The organism is Kitasatospora sp. NPDC056446, assembly GCF_042796115.1.
Taxonomy (GTDB): Bacteria; Actinomycetota; Actinomycetes; order Streptomycetales; family Streptomycetaceae; genus Kitasatospora.
The window spans coordinates 1-16,542 of sequence record NZ_JBHTRF010000123.1 but is presented as its reverse complement, the minus strand read 5'-3'; the positions used below and the strand labels follow the sequence as shown (position 1 = coordinate 16,542).

Annotated in this window: 17 protein-coding genes and 5 tRNA genes; 17 read left to right on the top strand and 5 right to left on the bottom strand. The window is 72.5% G+C overall.

Going from position 1 to position 16,542, the window contains the following annotated elements; genetic code table 11:
• Positions 1-211 precede the first annotated feature (211 nt).
• The 7 genes from ACFQ6N_RS38725 (at position 212) to ACFQ6N_RS38695 (ending at position 3,256) form a co-directional block, all read left to right on the top strand.
• Positions 212-1,012 (top strand): fumarylacetoacetate hydrolase family protein, encoded by an 801-nt coding sequence (locus ACFQ6N_RS38725; RefSeq protein ID WP_380658832.1) that lies wholly within the window; start codon positions 212-214, stop codon positions 1,010-1,012.
• Complete coding sequence (gene gltX / locus ACFQ6N_RS38720; protein ID WP_380658831.1) at positions 1,005-2,504, top strand: glutamate--tRNA ligase; 1,500 nt, start codon at positions 1,005-1,007, stop codon at positions 2,502-2,504. Before ACFQ6N_RS38725 ends, gltX begins: the two co-directional genes overlap by 8 nt.
• A gap of 238 nt (positions 2,505-2,742) precedes the next feature.
• Positions 2,743-2,814 (top strand) — tRNA-Gln (locus ACFQ6N_RS38715).
• A gap of 46 nt (positions 2,815-2,860) precedes the next feature.
• Positions 2,861-2,933: transfer RNA gene (locus ACFQ6N_RS38710), tRNA-Glu, on the top strand.
• 27 nt (positions 2,934-2,960) lie between these two features.
• A tRNA-Glu gene (locus ACFQ6N_RS38705) sits at positions 2,961-3,033 on the top strand.
• Positions 3,034-3,059: 26 nt separating this feature from the next.
• Positions 3,060-3,132, top strand: a tRNA-Glu gene (locus tag ACFQ6N_RS38700).
• Positions 3,133-3,181: 49 nt separating this feature from the next.
• Positions 3,182-3,256: transfer RNA gene (locus tag ACFQ6N_RS38695), tRNA-Gln, on the top strand.
• 159 nt (positions 3,257-3,415) lie between these two features.
• On the opposite strand, the gene ACFQ6N_RS38690 is transcribed toward ACFQ6N_RS38695, so the two are convergent.
• Complete coding sequence (locus tag ACFQ6N_RS38690) at positions 3,416-4,129, bottom strand: IclR family transcriptional regulator (RefSeq protein WP_030246527.1); 714 nt, start codon at positions 4,127-4,129, stop codon at positions 3,416-3,418.
• Positions 4,130-4,361: 232 nt separating this feature from the next.
• Here ACFQ6N_RS38690 and leuC point away from each other — a divergent pair, with 232 nt between their 5' ends.
• From leuC to ACFQ6N_RS38670, 4 genes are all read left to right on the top strand, one after another.
• A complete protein-coding gene (gene leuC, locus ACFQ6N_RS38685) occupies positions 4,362-5,789 on the top strand; it encodes a 3-isopropylmalate dehydratase large subunit (protein WP_380658830.1) in 1,428 nt (475 codons plus the stop codon).
• A 3-nt stretch (positions 5,790-5,792) separates the two neighbouring features.
• Positions 5,793-6,389: a 3-isopropylmalate dehydratase small subunit gene (leuD, locus tag ACFQ6N_RS38680; RefSeq protein WP_380658829.1), complete on the top strand. Its 597-nt coding sequence runs from the start codon at positions 5,793-5,795 to the stop codon at positions 6,387-6,389.
• A gap of 182 nt (positions 6,390-6,571) precedes the next feature.
• Positions 6,572-6,919 carry a hypothetical protein gene (locus ACFQ6N_RS38675; RefSeq protein WP_380658828.1) on the top strand — a complete coding sequence of 116 codons (348 nt, stop codon included), beginning with the start codon at positions 6,572-6,574 and terminating at the stop codon, positions 6,917-6,919.
• Positions 6,920-7,052: 133 nt separating this feature from the next.
• A complete protein-coding gene (locus ACFQ6N_RS38670) occupies positions 7,053-7,820 on the top strand; it encodes an HU family DNA-binding protein (protein ID WP_380658827.1) in 768 nt (255 codons plus the stop codon).
• A 188-nt stretch (positions 7,821-8,008) separates the two neighbouring features.
• Here ACFQ6N_RS38670 and ACFQ6N_RS38665 read toward each other — a convergent pair whose 3' ends face one another.
• Together ACFQ6N_RS38665 and cofC are read right to left on the bottom strand one after the other, a co-directional pair.
• Positions 8,009-8,230 (bottom strand): hypothetical protein, encoded by a 222-nt coding sequence (locus tag ACFQ6N_RS38665; protein WP_380658826.1) that lies wholly within the window; start codon positions 8,228-8,230, stop codon positions 8,009-8,011.
• A gap of 98 nt (positions 8,231-8,328) precedes the next feature.
• The gene (gene cofC / locus ACFQ6N_RS38660) at positions 8,329-9,012 is read right to left on the bottom strand and encodes a 2-phospho-L-lactate guanylyltransferase (RefSeq protein WP_380658825.1); all 684 of its coding nucleotides are present in this window, start codon (positions 9,010-9,012) and stop codon (positions 8,329-8,331) included.
• Between the two features lie 230 nt (positions 9,013-9,242).
• Between cofC and ACFQ6N_RS38655 the strand changes: the two genes are divergently transcribed.
• From ACFQ6N_RS38655 to ACFQ6N_RS38645, 3 genes are all read left to right on the top strand, one after another.
• Positions 9,243-10,073 carry a lysophospholipid acyltransferase family protein gene (locus ACFQ6N_RS38655; RefSeq protein WP_380658824.1) on the top strand — a complete coding sequence of 277 codons (831 nt, stop codon included), beginning with the start codon at positions 9,243-9,245 and terminating at the stop codon, positions 10,071-10,073.
• A complete protein-coding gene (locus tag ACFQ6N_RS38650; protein ID WP_380658823.1) occupies positions 10,070-11,074 on the top strand; it encodes an NAD(P)H-dependent glycerol-3-phosphate dehydrogenase in 1,005 nt (334 codons plus the stop codon). The genes ACFQ6N_RS38655 and ACFQ6N_RS38650 overlap by 4 nt, the downstream gene beginning before the upstream one ends.
• A 72-nt stretch (positions 11,075-11,146) precedes the next feature.
• The gene (locus ACFQ6N_RS38645) at positions 11,147-12,292 is read left to right on the top strand and encodes a D-alanine--D-alanine ligase family protein (RefSeq protein ID WP_380658822.1); all 1,146 of its coding nucleotides are present in this window, start codon (positions 11,147-11,149) and stop codon (positions 12,290-12,292) included.
• Positions 12,293-12,405: 113 nt separating this feature from the next.
• Here the strand turns inward: ACFQ6N_RS38645 and ACFQ6N_RS38640 are convergent, their stop codons facing one another.
• On the bottom strand, positions 12,406-12,924 hold the full coding sequence (locus tag ACFQ6N_RS38640; RefSeq protein ID WP_380658821.1) for a DUF3515 family protein: 519 nt from the start codon (positions 12,922-12,924) through the stop codon (positions 12,406-12,408).
• A 20-nt stretch (positions 12,925-12,944) separates the two neighbouring features.
• Positions 12,945-13,178, bottom strand: a complete 234-nt coding sequence (locus ACFQ6N_RS38635) for an Lrp/AsnC family transcriptional regulator (protein WP_380658820.1) — start codon at positions 13,176-13,178, stop codon at positions 12,945-12,947.
• A gap of 224 nt (positions 13,179-13,402) precedes the next feature.
• Between ACFQ6N_RS38635 and ACFQ6N_RS38630 the strand changes: the two genes are divergently transcribed.
• The 3 genes from ACFQ6N_RS38630 to thiD all read left to right on the top strand — a co-directional run bounded on the left by ACFQ6N_RS38630 (position 13,403) and on the right by thiD (position 16,409).
• Entirely contained in the window at positions 13,403-14,368 is a 966-nt protein-coding gene (locus ACFQ6N_RS38630; protein ID WP_380658819.1) for a thiamine-phosphate kinase, read from the top strand.
• Positions 14,369-14,561: 193 nt separating this feature from the next.
• Positions 14,562-15,587 carry an ATP-dependent 6-phosphofructokinase gene (locus tag ACFQ6N_RS38625; RefSeq protein ID WP_380658818.1) on the top strand — a complete coding sequence of 342 codons (1,026 nt, stop codon included), beginning with the start codon at positions 14,562-14,564 and terminating at the stop codon, positions 15,585-15,587.
• A gap of 24 nt (positions 15,588-15,611) precedes the next feature.
• On the top strand, positions 15,612-16,409 hold the full coding sequence (gene thiD / locus ACFQ6N_RS38620; RefSeq protein ID WP_380658817.1) for a bifunctional hydroxymethylpyrimidine kinase/phosphomethylpyrimidine kinase: 798 nt from the start codon (positions 15,612-15,614) through the stop codon (positions 16,407-16,409).
• Positions 16,410-16,542 lie beyond the last annotated feature (133 nt).

Here is a 16,542-nt window from a genome sequence, read left to right as displayed (position 1 = left end):
GCCGTCGCCCGGGCCGGCCCCGCCCGCGGCCGCGCCGCCGGCCGGCCGCCGGATCGCGCCCCAACCGCACTGAACAGGGGCAAAGCGGTCAGCGGGGGCCCCACGCGATAGCCTGGAGCCCGATTGACGGGGCCGCGCCCACCGTGGGCGGGGCGCCCACCAGCGCCCGGGCGCGCCCCGGGCGGCCGACGAAGCGAGGGGTATCCCAGCCGTGCGCATTGCCAGGTTTTCCGTCCGGGAAGGAAGCCCTGCCGCCGGCAGCGTCTCCTTCGGCGTGGTGGAGGGCGACCCCTCCCAGCCCGACTCGCTGGTCGTCCACGCGCTGGCCGGCCACCCGTTCGGCCAGCCCCAGCCCACCGGTGAGAGCTACCGCTTCCAGGACGTCCGGCTGCTCAGCCCGATGCTCCCGAACAAGATCGTGGCGGTCGGCCGCAACTACGCGGCGCACGCCGAGGAGCTGGGCAACCAGGTCCCGGACGTCCCGCTGACCTTCTTCAAGCCCTCCACCTCGGTGATCGGCCCGACCGAGAGCATCGCCTACCCGCCGTTCTCCTCGGACGTCCACCACGAGGCCGAACTCGCCGTGGTGATCGGCCGGATGTGCCGCGAGGTGCCGCTGGAGCGGGTGCCCGAGGTGGTCCTCGGCTACACCTGCGCCAACGACGTCACCGCCCGGGACATCCAGCAGCGCGAGGGCCAGTGGGCCCGCGCCAAGGGCTTCGACACCGCCTGCCCGCTGGGCCCGTGGATCGAGACCGACCTCGACCCGGCCGACCTCGCCGTCACCTGCACGGTCAACGGCGAGCTCCGGCAGACCGGTCGCACCTCCCTGATGATCCGCTCGGTCGCCGAGCTGATCGTCCACATCTCCGAGGCCATGACGCTGCTGCCCGGCGACGTCATCCTCACCGGCACGCCCGCAGGGGTGGGCCCCCTCAACGTCGGCGACGAGGTCGCCGTCTCCATCGAAGGCATCGGCACTCTCACCAACAAGGTGATCAAGCGTGGCTAACACTGACCCGGCCGTCCGGGTTCGCTTCTGTCCGTCCCCGACCGGCAACCCCCACGTGGGCCTGGTCCGGACCGCCCTCTTCAACTGGGCCTACGCCCGCCACAACGGCGGCACGCTGGTCTTCCGGATCGAGGACACCGACTCCGCCCGCGACTCCGAGGAGTCGTACGACCAGCTGCTCGACGCCATGCGCTGGCTCGGCTTCGACTGGGACGAGGGCCCGGAGGTCGGCGGCCCGCACGAGCCGTACCGCCAGTCGCAGCGGATGGACATCTACGCCGACGTCGCCCGCCGCCTGCACGAGGCCGGCCACGCCTACCACTGCTACTGCTCCACCGAGGAGCTGGACGCCCGCCGCGAGGCCGCCCGCGCGGCCGGCAAGCCCTCCGGCTACGACGGCCACTGCCGCGAGCTGACGGACGAGCAGGTGGCCGTCTACAAGCTGGAGAAGCGCGAGCCGATCCTGCGCTTCCGGATGCCCGACAAGACGATCTCCTTCGACGACCTGGTGCGCGGCACGCTTACCTTCGAGCCGGAGAACGTGCCGGACTACGGCATCGTCCGGGCCAACGGCGCCCCGCTGTACACCCTGGTCAACCCGGTGGACGACGCCCTGATGGGCATCACCCACGTGCTGCGCGGCGAGGACCTGCTGTCCTCCACCCCGCGGCAGGTCGCGCTGTACGCCGCGCTCGCCGAGATCGGCGTCGGCGAGGGCACCACCCCGCGCTTCGGCCACCTGCCGTACGTGATGGGCGAGGGCAACAAGAAGCTCTCCAAGCGCGACCCGCAGGCCTCGCTCAACCTGTACCGGGAGCGCGGCTTCATCCCCGAGGGCCTGCTCAACTACCTGTCCCTGCTGGGCTGGTCGCTGGCCGACGACCGCGACCTGTTCGACATCGACGAGATGGTCGCCGCGTTCGACATCGCCAAGGTGAACGCCAACCCGGCCCGCTTCGACCTGAAGAAGTGCGAGGCGATCAACGCCGAGCACGTCCGCAAGCTGGCCCCGGAGGACTTCGCCCGGCGCCTGGTGCCGTTCCTGCAGTCCGCCGAGCTGCTGCCGGCCGAGCCGACCGCCGAGCAGCTGGACGTGCTCGCCAGGATCGCGCCGCTCACCCAGGAGCGGATGGTGGTGCTGAGCGAGATCGTGAACATGGCCGGCTTCCTGTTCGTCGCGCCGGAGAAGTTCGCCGTCGACCCGGACGACGCCGCCAAGGCGCTGACCGCGGACGCCCGCCCGGTGCTGGAGGCCAGCGTCAAGGCGCTGGAGGAGCTCGCGGACTTCACCCCGGAGCCGATCCAGGCCGCGCTGCGCGAGGCGCTGGTGGAGGGGCTGGGCATCAAGCCCAAGTTCGCCTTCACGCCGCTGCGGGTGGCCGTCACCGGCCGCCGGGTCTCGCCGCCGCTGTTCGAGTCCATGGAACTGCTGGGCCGCCCCGAGACGCTGCGCCGCCTGCGCGCCGCCCTGGACGCCCTGCCGGCCGCCTGAGCGGCTCCCGAGCACACCGCGGGCCCGGCACGCAGCCGGGCCCGCGGCGTACCCGGAGGCCATCCGCCGGCCGCCTGGCCGCTGCCTGGGGTTATCGATTTTGGAGCCAGGGCAGACGTCGGGTAATGTTCTTTCTGCGCCGCCCGGGAGGGAACGGACGAGGGAGCGAAAGCCCCCCGGCCGGGACCGAGCGAGAGGCGCAACGCTTGAGAAGAGCCCGACGAGGGTTCAACTCTGGTGGGGTATGGTGTAATTGGCAGCACGAGTGATTCTGGTTCATTTAGTCTAGGTTCGAGTCCTGGTACCCCAGCGCAGTACCGCAGTAACAGCAGTACCGCAGAACAAATGAAGATCAAGCCCCCGTTGTGTAGCGGCCTAGCACGCTGCCCTCTCACGGCAGTAGCGCCGGTTCGAATCCGGTCGGGGGTACGGATCCCGCAAGGGATCACCTGGAAAGCCCCCGTTGTGTAGCGGCCTAGCACGCTGCCCTCTCACGGCAGTAGCGCCGGTTCGAATCCGGTCGGGGGTACGGATCCCGCAAGGGATCGCCAGGAAGCCCCCGTTGTGTAGCGGCCTAGCACGCTGCCCTCTCACGGCAGTAGCGCCGGTTCGAATCCGGTCGGGGGTACTTCAGAGCAGGAAGCCGGTGGGTCACCCCATCGGCCCTTGCTTTGTGTTGGGGTATGGTGTAATTGGCAGCACGAGTGATTCTGGTTCATTTAGTCTAGGTTCGAGTCCTGGTACCCCAGCCAGTAGTGGAAGACCCCGGTCACCGGGGTCTTTTTGCTTTTCACCGGGAAATCGCCGAAGGGCCCCGCTCGATTTCGGAGCGGGGCCCTTTCGGCTGTCGGTGGGGGGTCGGTGGGGGTCGATGGGGAAGACGGTGGGCGGGGGTGGGGGCCGCCGCCGGGTCAGCTGCGGCGCAGCGCCTCGGTGAGCCGGTTCGCGGCTTCGATGATGGCCTGGGCGTGCAGCCGGCCCGGGTGGCGGGTCAGGCGCTCGATCGGGCCGGAGACGGAGACGGCGGCCACCACGCGGTTGGAGGGGCCGCGCACGGGCGCGGAGACGGACGCGACGCCCGGCTCGCGCTCGCCGATCGACTGGGCCCAGCCGCGCCGCCGGACGCCGCTGAGCGCGGTGGCGGTGAAGCGGGCGCCCTGGAGGCCGCGGTGGAGCCGCTCGGGCTCCTCCCAGGCCAGCAGGACCTGGGCGGCCGAGCCGGCCTTCATCGGCAGGGTGCTGCCGACCGGGACGGTGTCCCGCAGGCCGGAGAGCCGCTCGGCGGCGGCGACGCAGATCCGCATCTCGCCCTGGCGGCGGTAGAGCTGTGCGCTCTCGCCGGTGACGTCGCGCAGGTGGGTCAGGACCGGGCCCGCGGTGGCGAGCAGCCGGTCCTCGCCCGCCGCGGCGGAGAGTTCGGACAGGCGGGGGCCGAGGATGAAACGCCCCTGCATGTCCCGGGTGACCAGGCGGTGGTGTTCGAGTGCGACGGCGAGTCGGTGGGCCGTGGGGCGCGCCAGACCGGTGGCGGCGACCAGCCCCGCCAACGTGGCGGGGCCCGACTCCAGTGCGCTCAGCACCAGAGCGGCCTTGTCGAGAACGCCGACGCCGCTAGTGTTGTCCATGCGCTAAGACTGCAGTCTCAGTCCGCGAGACGCAAGTTCAATCTTCCGGGAAAAGCGCCACTCTGGATGCAGCAGCCCGGGAGACATCCAGGATGTGGCCACTTCCGAGTGTCCGCATCGTGGACAGCGATCCGGCGTGCAGGTCGCGCGAACACGCCCTCGACGGGTGGCGCACGCATTCGACCTCGACGACACGAGAAGGCCGGCAACGCGGCCGGCTGGAGGGATTCCGATGGGACGGACACTCGCTGAGAAGGTCTGGGACGACCACGTCGTGCGGCGTGCGGAGGGTGAGCCGGACCTCCTCTACATCGACCTGCACCTGCTCCACGAGGTCACCAGCCCGCAGGCGTTCGACGGGCTGCGCCTGGCGGGGCGGCCGGTGCGGCGGACGGACCTGACGATCGCCACCGAGGACCACAACACGCCGACCCTGGACATCGACAAGCCGATCGCGGACCCGGTGTCCCGGGTCCAGTTGGAGACCCTGCGCCGCAACGCCGCCGAGTTCGGCGTCCGGATCCACTCGCTCGGCGACGTCGAGCAGGGCGTCGTGCACGTCGTGGGCCCGCAGCTCGGTCTGACCCAGCCCGGCACGACGGTGGTCTGCGGCGACTCCCACACCTCCACCCACGGCGCCTTCGGCGCGCTGGCGTTCGGCATCGGCACCAGCCAGGTCGAGCACGTGCTGGCCACCCAGACCCTGCCGCTGGCCCCGTTCCGCACCATGGCGGTCACCGTCGAGGGCGAACTGCCCGAGGGCGTCACCGCCAAGGACCTGATCCTGGCCGTGATCGCCAGGATCGGCACCGGCGGCGGCCAGGGCTACGTCCTGGAGTACCGCGGATCGGCGATCCGCAGCCTGTCCATGGAAGCCCGGATGACCGTCTGCAACATGTCGATCGAAGCGGGCGCCCGGGCCGGCATGATCGCCCCCGACGACACCACCTTCGCCTACCTCAAGGGCCGCCCGCACGCCCCGCAGGGCGAGGACTGGGACGCCGCCGTCGCCTACTGGCGGACCCTGGCCACCGACGCGGACGCGGCCTTCGACCACGAGGTCGTCATCGACGCGAGCGAGCTGACCCCGTTCGTCACCTGGGGCACCAACCCCGGCCAGGGCGCCCCGCTCGGCTCCGCCGTCCCCGACCCGGCGGACTTCGCCGACCCGCAGGAGCGCACCGCCGCCGAGAACGCCCTCGCCTACATGGGCCTCGAAGCCGGCACCCCGCTGCGCGAGGTCGAGGTCGACGCCGTCTTCGTCGGCTCCTGCACCAACGGCCGCATCGAGGACCTGCGCGCCGCCGCCGCCGTCCTGGACGGCCGCAAGGTCGCCGACCGGGTCCGCATGCTGGTGGTCCCCGGCTCCGTCCGGGTCGCCCTCCAGGCCGTCGAGGAGGGCCTGGACAAGGTGTTCACCGCCGCCGGCGCCGAATGGCGCCACGCCGGCTGCTCGATGTGCCTGGGCATGAACCCCGACCAGCTCGCCCCCGGGGAGCGCTGCGCCTCCACCTCGAACCGCAACTTCGAAGGCCGGCAGGGCAAGGGCGGCCGCACCCACCTGGTCTCCCCGCAGGTCGCCGCCGCGACCGCCGTCCTGGGCCGGCTCGCCGCCCCCGCCGACCTGACCACCGCCGACCTGACCCCCGTGGAGGCCTGAGCCATGGACAAGTTCACCACCCACACCGGCCGCGCCGTCCCGCTGCGCCGCAGCAACGTGGACACCGACCAGATCATCCCGGCCCACTGGCTGAAGAAGGTCACCCGGTCCGGCTTCGAGGGCGGGCTGTTCGAGGCCTGGCGCAAGGACGAGTCGTTCGTCCTCAACCGCCCCGAGCGCCAGGGCGCCACGGTCCTGGTGGCCGGCCCCGAGTTCGGCACCGGCTCCTCCCGCGAGCACGCCGTCTGGGCGCTGCAGAACTACGGCTTCCACGCGGTCGTCTCCTCGCGCTTCGCCGACATCTTCCGCGGCAACTCGCTGAAGAACGGACTGCTGACCGTCGTGCTGCCGCAGGAGACCGTGGAACGGCTCTGGGCGCTCACCGAGAGTGACCCTTCGGCCGAGATCACCGTTGACCTGGAGGCCCGCGAAGTCCGTGCCGAAGGCATCACCGCGCCCTTCGAACTGGACGACAACGTCCGGTGGCGGCTGCTCAACGGGCTGGACGACATCAGCATCACCCTGCAGAACGAGGCCGACATCGCGGCCTTCGAGGCGACCCGTCCGGCGTTCAAGCCCCGTACTCTGCCGGTCGCCTGAGTTCCCCTCAGAACAAGCATTCTGACGATCCACCGGATGGCCCGCGCTCCCCTCGGGGGGGCCGGGCCATCCGTCGTTCCGGAGCACGAGTTAGCGCCGGGGCCCGCCCCGGATTGCCCATTTGGCTTTGCGGAAGAGGGGCCCGCGCAAGTACAACTGCGGGTAGATGGCACAATCAGTACATGCACCGGCACCATGAACCTCCGTACGCGGGCGGCGAACCTGCGGCTGAGGACTCCATGGGCCGGCCATCCGAACGCCGAATTGACGATCGGCCGGACGTCACCTCCGCGCCAGCTGAGGGGCCGGACGACCAGGAAGTCGCAGCGCTCTACGCGCTTGTGGCCGAGCGGTTGAAGCAAGCTCACGCCCGCGTGCATGCGCTGAACGTGTCTGCCGATGCAAAGACCGCTCTCACCCGTCAACTCCTCATCGTCACCGAGACCGCCAAGCGCGATCTTCCGGAGGCGGCAAGGCGGTTGAGTCGCTTTGTACATGACCTCGACGAGGGGCGCCCGCCGCTCGGCTGAGGTCGCCGACGCGCAAATCCATTGCGACACTAGGGTGATTCGCGCGTTTGGTAATTGAAAGTCCGCAGATACATACCTAACGTGCGAAAAGAACGGATGGAATCATCCGGCGCCCGTTTCCGAAGGGGAAGACGTGAACAAGGCTCAGCTTGTCGAAGCGGTGGCCGAGCAGCTGGGCGGTCGCAAGGCTGCCGCAGAGGCCGTCGACGCAGTGCTCGACACCATGGTCCGTGCCGTCGTGGCCGGCGACCGGGTCTCGGTCACCGGGTTCGGCACCTTCGAGAAGGTGGAGCGCTCCGCGCGCTTCGCCCGCAACCCGCAGACCGGCGAGCGGGTCAAGGTCAAGAAGACCTCGGTGCCGCGCTTCCGCCCGGGCCAGGGCTTCAAGGACCTGGTCAGCGGCAGCAAGAAGCTGCCGAAGGAAGGCCCCTCGGTGAAGAAGGCCCCCAAGGGCTCGCTCACCCCGGGCAAGACCGGCGTGGCCGCCACCCCGGCCGCCAAGCGTGCCGCCACCAAGCGTGCCACCGCCGCCGCCGCCGCGGCTCCGGCCGCCAAGAAGGCCGCCGCCAAGAAGGCGACCACCACGGCCGCCGCCAAGAAGACCACGGCCACCACGGCGAAGAAGGCGGCCACCGCCAAGAAGGCCGCCGCGAAGACCACCGTCGCGAAGACGACCGCGGCGAAGACCACGGCCGCGAAGACCACGGCCGCCGCCAAGAAGACCACGGCGACCGCGACCAAGAAGACGGCCGCCGCCGCCAAGAAGGCGACCACCACCGCCGCCGCCAAGAAGACCACGGCGACCGCGACCAAGAAGGCGACCGCCACGGCCAAGAAGACGGCCCCGGCGAAGAAGACCGCCACCCGCAAGACCACCGCGCGCAAGACCTCTGCCAAGTAAGGTCCCGCGCGACCGTCCTCGGACGGCCTTCGGCGGAGAGCCGCGGCACACCCCTCCCGTGCATCACGGAGACCGGGCGCCGCGGCTCTTTCGATTTCCGGGCGCTTAGTCAGGATTCGACGGCGTGCGGCGGGGCCGGGACGGGAGGAGCGGGGAGGGGCCCGGGCCGAGGGGCCCCGGCGGGGCCGTCAGCCCTCGGCGGGGTCGGGGAAGGTCTGCAGGGTCACGAAGACGACCCGGCGGTCCCCGCCGGTGCCCTCGGTACGGATCCGCACCCGCTGGCCGGGCCGCAGCAGCCGCAGGCCGCCGGCGTCGAAGGCCGCCGCGTCGAACGGCACCGGGGTCCCGTCGTCGAGCAGCACGGAGCCGGCCCGGGTGGCGGGGTCGAAGGTGAACGAGGTGGCCTGCATGCCAGCAGCATAGCGAGCGGGCCGCCGGACCCCCGGGGCCGCCACCCGGGCGGCTGCCGGGGCCGCCACCCGGGGCGGGAACCGGAGGCGGGCCGCGGTCAGGACAGGCTCAGCCGGGCGAACAGCGCGCCGGTGTGCGGGCCGAGGCCGAGCGCCGCGGCCTCGCCGAGATCGCTGCCGGTGTCGACGTCCCGCCGCACCGACTCCACGTCCGCGAGGACGAGTTCGAGCGCGCCGCCGGCCGCGTGCCGGGCCCGGGAGCCGTCCCCGAACGCGGGGGAGAGCGGGCGTCCGGGGGTGCAGGCGAGCAGGGTGGTGCCCAGGCCGGGGGAGTCGGGCAGGAAGGCCCGGCTCCCGGCCGGCACCGCGCCCAGCACCCGGGCCAGTTCGGCCGGGCGCAGGGCCGGCAGGTCCGCCGAGAGCGCGGCCAGCGGGGCCAGCGGGGCGAGTGCCCGGGCGGTCGCCGCGCCGTGCGCCAGCGCCCGGTTGAGGCCGCCGCCGGGCTCGTCGGCGACCACCAGCGCGCCGAGCGCGGCCAGCCTGGCGCCGGCCTCGGCGTCCCGGGTGACCACCAGGACGCGGGCGACGCCCGGGGTGGCGAGCGCGGCGCCGACGGTGTCCAGCGCGAAGGAGAGTGCCAGGTCGGCCCGGTGCGGCCCGGCGTACGGGGCGAGTCTGCTCTTCGCCAGGGCGAGCGGCTTGAGCGGGAGCACCAGCGACCAGCCGGCGGTGGGTGCGGCGGGCGCGACGGGCCCGCTGGGGCGTACGGTGTCCTGGGTCATCGGCGTCATTGTGTCGTCGGCCCCGGAGCCCTCGCCAGGCCGTCCGAGCTGTGCGGACGTGCGTTTGATCACGCCCGCCCGGCGGGTTGGCGCGGTCGCTCGACAGTCGGTGAGCGGGCGGGCGACACTGTTCCGCGCCCGTGGCCCGGGCACCGCTCGCATCGGTGCGCGGCCCCGGGAGGTTATGACCGCGGCACTCCAGGTGCCGCATCGGATGAGAAGGAGCTGGGGTGGCCCGCCGCTCGTACGCCAAGTTCGGCAACGCCGACTACGGCATCTGGTACCGCTTCGCGGCCGTGCTGGTGAAACCGGTGACGACCGCCCTGGTGAAGCCCGACTGGCGCGGCTGGGAGCACATTCCGAAGGAAGGCGGCTTCATTGCCGCGGTGAACCACAATTCGATCATCGACCCGGTGATCTACGCGCACTGGCAGTACAACAGCGGACGTCCGCCGCGCATTCTCGGCAAGTCCTCGCTGTTCTCGATTCCCTTCATCGGATTCATGCTCCGCAAGACCGGCCAGATTCCGGTGTTCCGTGAGTCGACCGACGCCGCGCAGGCGTTCCGGGCCGCCATCGACGCCGTCAACGGCGGCCAGTGCGTGCAGTTCTACCCGGAGGGAACGCTCACCCGGGACCCGGACCTGTGGCCGATGACCGGCAAGAGCGGCGTGGCCCGGGTCGCGCTGATGACCGGGGCGCCGGTCATCCCGGTCGCGCACTGGGGCGCGCACGAGATCATCCCCCCGTACGGCCGTTCCGGCCTCGGCAAGGGCAGGTTCAACCTCTTCCCGCGCCACAAGGTCACCGTCGCGGCCGGGCCGCCGGTGGACCTGAGCAAGTACCAGGGCCAGGAGCTCACCGCCCAGGTGCTCTCCGACGCGACCGAGGACATCATGACGGCGATCACCGCCGTACTGGCCGAGGTCCGGGGCGAGCGGCCGCCGGCCGAGCGCTACGACATGCGCAAGGCGGCCCGGGAGCGGGCCGCCACCGCACTGGCCGAGCGCCGGCGCGCCAAGGGCGAGCCGGGCAAGGGCACCGAGGAGGCCGGCAAGTGACCCGCTGCGCAGTGATGGGGACCGGTTCCTGGGGCACCGCGTTCGCGATGGTGCTCGCCGACGCCGGCTGCGAGGTCGTGCTGTGGGCCCGCCGCCAGGAGCTGGTGGACGCCGTCAACTCCACGCACGAGAACCCGGACTACCTGCCGGGCGTGCGGCTGCCCGACACCGTGCGGGCCACCACCGACGCCGCCGAGGCGCTGGCCGGCGCCGACTTCGCGGTCCTGGTGGTGCCCTCGCAGACGCTCCGCGACAACCTGGCCGCCTGGACGCCGCTGATCGAGCCGCAGACCGTGCTGGTGAGCCTGATGAAGGGCATCGAGCTCGGCAGCGCCAAGCGGATGAGCGAGGTGATCGACGAGGTCACCAAGGTCGGCCCGGACCGCGTCGCGGTGGTCAGCGGGCCCAACCTGGCCAAGGAGATCGCCAACCGGCAGCCCGCCGCCAGTGTCGTCGCCTGCACCGACGAGGCGGTCGCCAAGCGGCTCCAGGCGGCCTGCCACACGCCGTACTTCCGGCCGTACACCAACACCGACGTGGTGGGCTGCGAACTCGGCGGCGCGGTCAAGAACGTGATCGGCCTGGCGGTCGGCATGGCGGCCGGCATGGGGCTCGGCGACAACACCAAGGCGACGCTGATCACCCGCGGGCTGGCCGAGACCACCCGGCTCGGCGAGGTGCTGGGCGCCGACCCGCACACCTTCGCCGGGCTCGCCGGGATGGGCGACCTGGTCGCCACCTGCTCCTCGCCGCTGTCCCGCAACAACACCTTCGGCATGAACCTGGGCCGGGGGATGTCGCTCGCCGAGACCATCGCGGCCACCCGGCAGACCGCGGAGGGCGTCAAGTCCTGCGAGTCGGTGCTGGACCTCGCCCGGCGCAACGGCGTCGACATGCCGATCGTCGAGGCGGTGGTGGACGTCGTGCACAACGGACGGCCGACCCAGGAGGCGCTGCAGACGCTGATGTCGCGCTCGGCGAAGCCGGAGCGGCGGCGCTGACACTCCGGGAGGCGTGGTCGCCGGGGCGGTTGACGCCCCGGAAACACGTCGCACGGTAGTCTCAAACCCGATATGAGCATCGAACAGTCCTCCCCGAACCCGTCCGCCCCGAAGCCGCGCGTCGCACTGGTCTTCGGCGGGCGCAGCTCCGAGCACGCGATCTCGGTCTCCACCGCGGGCAGCGTGCTCAGGGCGATCGACCGCGACCAGTACGACGTGCTGCCGATCGGCATCACGCACGAGGGCCGCTGGGCGCTGACCAGCGACGAGCCGGCCCGGATGGCCATCACCGACGGCAGGCTGCCCGACGTGGCGCACGTCGCCGAGTCCCTCGACGCGCAGGTCGCGCTGCCGGTCGCCCCGGGCAGCCGGGAGGTGCTCCTGAGCGAACCGGGAAGCGCCCCCAAGGACCTCGGCGAGGTCGACGTGGTGTTCCCGCTGCTGCACGGCCCCTGGGGTGAGGACGGCACCCTCCAGGGCCTGCTGGAGCTCTCCGGCGTCCCGTACGTCGGCAACGGCGTGCTGGCCAGCGCGGCCGGCATGGACAAGGAGTTCACCAAGCGGCTCCTGGCCTCGCACGGCCTGGACGTCGGCTCCTACACGGTCGTGCGGCCGCGCGAATGGGAGACCGAGGCGGGCCGCGCGGCGGTGCGCGAGCGCGCCGCGGAGCTGGGCCTGCCGCTGTTCGTGAAGCCCTGCCGGGCCGGTTCCAGCATCGGCATCACCAAGGTCAAGGACCTGGCCGAGCTCGACGCGGCGATCGAGGAGGCCCGTCGGCACGACCCCAAGCTGATCATCGAGGCGGGCGTGTCCGGCCGCGAGATCGAGTGCGGCGTGCTGGAGTTCGAGGACGGCCCGCGGGCCAGCGTGGCCGGCGAGATCCTGGTCGGCGAAGGCTTCGACTTCTACGACTTCGAGGCCAAGTACATCGACTCCTCGGACGTGCAGATCCCGGCGAAGCTCACCGCCGAGGAGACCGCCGAGATCCGGCGCAAGGCCGTGGCGGCCTTCGAGGCGCTCGGCTGCGAGGGCCTGGCCCGGGTGGACTTCTTCCTGCTGGAGGACGGCACCTGGATGGTCAACGAGGTCAACACCATGCCCGGCTTCACCCCGATCTCGGCCTTCCCGAAGATGTGGGAGGCCAGCGGGGTCCCGTACCCGGAGCTGATCGACCGGCTGCTGCGGACGGCGCTGCGGCGCTCGACCGGACTGCGCTAGCGGACCGTACGGCGGAAGGGTGGGCCGGGAGCTCCCGGCCCACCCTCCGTGCGCCGGGCCCGTGGCGTCCCTCCCGGTCGGGCCGTCGTCCGTCGGGCCGTCGGGCCGCCGGATCAGCCGGGGATGCTGGCCTTGACCTGCGGGGTGAGCGCGGCGGCCGGGTCGAAGGGGTTCTGCGCGGCCCCGGCCGGGACGTACACCTCGACGTAGGCGGCGCGCATGGTCGCCACGAAGCGGTAGCCGCCGCCGTCGAGCCGCTGCGACCACCAGGTGACGTCGTCGACGGTCGGCGACAGGTCCTTGGCGTGCGGCCCGTCCAGCTCCTCCGGCCGGTCGATGCCGCAGCGCAGCACCGTGCGGGGCGAGCTGTCCCAGACGGCCACGTACGGGGAGGCGGGCTCCGGGTCCTTGCGGGCGTGCCCGAGCAGTTCCCGGGGCAGCGCGGCGGCCAGCGCCCGGCAGTAGTCGGCCGCCTTGCCGCTCGGCTCGGGGACCACGATCTTCCGGTCGCCGGGGCCCCAGGAGCCGACCAGCACGACGACCGTGCAGGTCAGCGCCACGGGCACGGCCAGCCAGCGGATCGGTGCCGGCAGGGCGGTCAACGCCTTGGGGACGCGGGATTCTCTGGCCACCCGCCGATGGTAGCCGGGGCTTACAGGTGGACCACGGGACAGGTGAGGGTGCGGGTGATGCCGTCGACCTTCTGGACCTGGGCCACCACCAGCCGGCCCAGTTCGTCGACCGTCCCGGCCTCGGCCTTGACGATCACGTCGTAGGGGCCGGTGACGTCCTCGGCGGTGAGCACGCCGGGGATCTCGGAGATCAGTCGGGCCACGGCGGTGGCCTTCCCCACCTCGGTCTGGATCAGGATGTATGCCTGTACCACGGGGGCCTCCCGGCGGCCGGTTGCGGGAATCGCCGCCGTGGTCGCCCGGTGGGATGTCGGGGTGGAACGGGCTCAACGGCAGTCCGATCACCACGCTACCGCGCTGCGGGCCGGGCAGGGGAGACTTCGGCACCCCCGAAGGGCGTACGCTGCGCGCGGGGGAGCGCGACGGGGACCGGAACGGATGGCAGCGCCATCCGGAATGAAAGGCGAGAGGACGGCAGATGCAGGGGACCGTGGGCGAGCTCGGCGAGTTCGGACTCATCAGGGAGCTGACCGCCCGGGTACCGCTCACCGATGCGGTCGACCTCGGCCCGGGTGACGACGCCGCGGTGGTGCGGGCGCCGGACGGCCGGGTGGTGGCGACCACGGACGTCCTGATCGAGCACCGGCACTTCCGCCGGGACTGGTCCACCGCCTACGACGTCGGCCGCAAGGCCGCCGCCCAGAACCTCGCCGACGTGGCCGCGATGGGCGCGGTGCCGACCGCGATACTGCTCGGCCTGGTCGCCCCCGCCGACCTGCCGACCACCTGGGCCACCGAGCTGATGGACGGGCTGCGCGACGAGTGCCAGGTGGCGGGCGCGACGGTGGTCGGCGGAGACGTGGTGCGCGGTGACACCGTCACGCTGGCCATCACGGCGCTCGGCGACCTCCAGGGGCGCGCGCCGGTGACACGCTCCGGTGCGCAGGTCGGCGACGTGGTCGCGGTGACCGGCTGGCTCGGCTGGTCGGCCGCCGGGCTGACCGTCCTGCAGCGCGGCTTCCGCTCCCCGCGCGCCTTCGTCGAGGCGCACCGCCGGCCCGAGCCGCCGTACCACGCGGGCCCGGCGGGGGCCGAGTTGGGCGCGACCTCGATGATCGACGTGAGCGACGGGCTGGTCGCCGACCTCGGCCACGTGGCCCGGGCCAGCGAGGTGGACATCGATCTGAAGGCCGCCGACTTCGACGTCCCGGCGCAGATGGCGGACATCGGCCAGGCGGTCGGCGTCGACCCGCTGGTCTGGGTGCTCTCCGGCGGCGAGGACCACGCGATCGTGGCGACCTTCCCGCGCGGGATCCAACTCCCGGCCCGCTGGCGGGTGGTGGGCGAGGTGACCGGCCGCCCGACGGGCAGCCGCAGCGGCCGGGTGACGGTGGACGGCGCCCCCTGGGACCGGGTCGGCGGCTGGGACCACTTCGCCGAGTGACCGCCGGCCGTCCGTCCGCCGTCCGCCCGCCGCCCGCTGCCGGGCGCCCCGGGCCCGGTGCCGACGGGCGGCGCCCCGCAGGTGCGGCGGACGGCCTTTCGCGGGCGCGTTGTGCGTAGGCTTGCCGGATCCGAGCCCGCCCGCCGGTCCGGCACGGGCGGTCCGAACCCCTGCGAGCGGGAGCACCCCTGACATGCGCATCGGTGTACTGACCAGCGGCGGCGACTGCCCCGGCCTCAACGCGGTGATCCGCTCGGTGGTGCACCGGGGCACGGACGTCCACGGCGACGAGATCGTCGGCATCGAGGACGGCTTCCTCGGCCTGATCGAGGGCCGCACCCGGACGGTCTCGCACGACGACGTCACCGGCCTGCTCACCCTCGGCGGCACCATCCTGGGCTCGGCCCGGGTGCGGCGCGACCGGATCGAATGGGCGGTGGAGAACGCGAAGGTCCTGGCCCGGGACATCGGCATCGACGCGCTGATCGCGATCGGCGGCGAGGGGACGCTGACCGCGGCCAAGCTGTTCAGCGACGCCGGACTCCCGGTGGTCGGGGTGCCGAAGACCATCGACAACGACATCGACGCCACCGACGTCACCTTCGGCTTCGACACCGCGGTGCACGTCGCGACCGAGGCGATCGACCGGCTGAAGACCACCGCGGAATCCCACCAGCGCGTCATGGTCGTCGAGTTGATGGGCCGTCACACCGGCTGGATCACCCTCACCGCGGGCATGGCCGGCGGCGCGCACGGCATCCTGATCCCGGAGAAGCCCTTCGACATCGAGGCGGTGGCCCGGATGGTCGAGGACCGCTTCGCGCGCGGCAAGAAGTTCGCCATCATCGCCGTCGCCGAGGGAGCCACCCCGATGCCCGGCACCATGCGCTTCGACCACGGCGAGGTCGACCAGTACGGGCGCCGGACCTTCGGCGGGGTCGGCAACCGGCTCGCCAACGAGCTGGAGAACCTGCTCGGCAAGGAGGCCCGCCCGGTCATCCTCGGCCACACCCAGCGCGGCGGCACCCCGACCGCCCGGGACCGGGTGCTCGCCACCCGCTTCGGCTGGCACGCGGTGGAGGCCGTCCACCGGGGCGCGTTCGGGCACTTCACCGCGCTGCGCCGGACCGGGATCGAGCTGGTGCCGATCGGCGAGGCGGTGACCCGGCTGAAGACGGTGCCGGAGGACCGCTGGGCGGAGTCCGAAGCCGTGCTGTGAAACCGCGCCGGTAGGTTTGGAGGCATGTCCTCCACCGCACCTCCCCGCGTGCTCACCGTCGCCGGCTCCGACTCCGGCGGCGGCGCCGGCATCCAGGCCGACCTCAAGGCGATGCTCGCCCTCGGCGTCCACGGCATGAGCGTGATCACCGCCGTCACCGCGCAGAACTCGCTCGGCGTCCAGGGCTACTGGGAACTGCCCGCCGAAGCCGTCCGGGCGCAGTTCCGCAGTGTGGTGGACGACATCGGGGTGCAGGCCGTGAAGACCGGCATGCTGGCCTCGGTCGAGCTGGTCGAGACCGTCGCAGCGCTGCTGGCCGGCCTGGACGCCCCGGTCGTGGTCGACCCGGTCGGCGTCTCCAAGCACGGGGACGCGCTGCTGGCCGCCGAAGCCGTCGCCACCGTCCGCGAGAAGCTGATGCCGGTCGCCACCCTGGCCACCCCCAACCTCCACGAGGTGACGCAGCTCACCGGCCGCGCCGTCGAGGAGGAGGCGCAGATGGCCGACGCCGCCAGGGCGCTGCTCGACCTCGGCCCCCGCTGGGTGCTGGTCAAGGGCGGCCACCTGCCGGGCGAGGCCGCCGACCTGCTGTACGGCGGCCCGGGGGAGGAGTACTGGTTCCGGGCCCCGCGCTACGACAACCGGCACACCCACGGCACCGGCTGCACCCTGGCCAGCTCGATCGCGGCCGGCCTGGCCAAGGGCGAGTCGATGCCGGAGGCGGTGGCCTCGGCCAAGGAGTACGTCACCGGTGCGATCGCCGCGGGCTTCGCCCTGGGTGCCGGGATCGGGCCGGTCGACCACGCCTGGCGCCTGCGCTGAGAAGAGCCGTGAAAACAGTGGTGGGGGGGGGCCCCCCCGCGCCCCCCCCCCCCCCCCCAAACCCCGCCAACCACCACCCCACCCCACGAAAAAAGAAAACCCCCCCCCCCCAGGGAAGACCCCACCCCACAGG

What these genes read in the sequence shown, in the direction of transcription:
- ACFQ6N_RS38690 (WP_030246527.1), bottom strand. Translation starts at nt 4,129, where the DNA reads ATGGACAACACTAGCGGCGTCGGCGTTCTCGACAAGGCCGCTCTGGTG.
- leuC (WP_380658830.1), top strand. Translation starts at nt 4,362, where the DNA reads ATGGGACGGACACTCGCTGAGAAGGTCTGGGACGACCACGTCGTGCGG.
- leuD (WP_380658829.1), top strand. Translation starts at nt 5,793, where the DNA reads ATGGACAAGTTCACCACCCACACCGGCCGCGCCGTCCCGCTGCGCCGC.
- ACFQ6N_RS38675 (WP_380658828.1), top strand. Translation starts at nt 6,572, where the DNA reads ATGCACCGGCACCATGAACCTCCGTACGCGGGCGGCGAACCTGCGGCT.
- ACFQ6N_RS38665 (WP_380658826.1), bottom strand. Translation starts at nt 8,230, where the DNA reads ATGCAGGCCACCTCGTTCACCTTCGACCCCGCCACCCGGGCCGGCTCC.
- cofC (WP_380658825.1), bottom strand. Translation starts at nt 9,012, where the DNA reads ATGACCCAGGACACCGTACGCCCCAGCGGGCCCGTCGCGCCCGCCGCA.
- ACFQ6N_RS38645 (WP_380658822.1), top strand. Translation starts at nt 11,147, where the DNA reads ATGAGCATCGAACAGTCCTCCCCGAACCCGTCCGCCCCGAAGCCGCGC.
- ACFQ6N_RS38630 (WP_380658819.1), top strand. Translation starts at nt 13,403, where the DNA reads ATGCAGGGGACCGTGGGCGAGCTCGGCGAGTTCGGACTCATCAGGGAG.
- ACFQ6N_RS38625 (WP_380658818.1), top strand. Translation starts at nt 14,562, where the DNA reads ATGCGCATCGGTGTACTGACCAGCGGCGGCGACTGCCCCGGCCTCAAC.
- thiD (WP_380658817.1), top strand. Translation starts at nt 15,612, where the DNA reads ATGTCCTCCACCGCACCTCCCCGCGTGCTCACCGTCGCCGGCTCCGAC.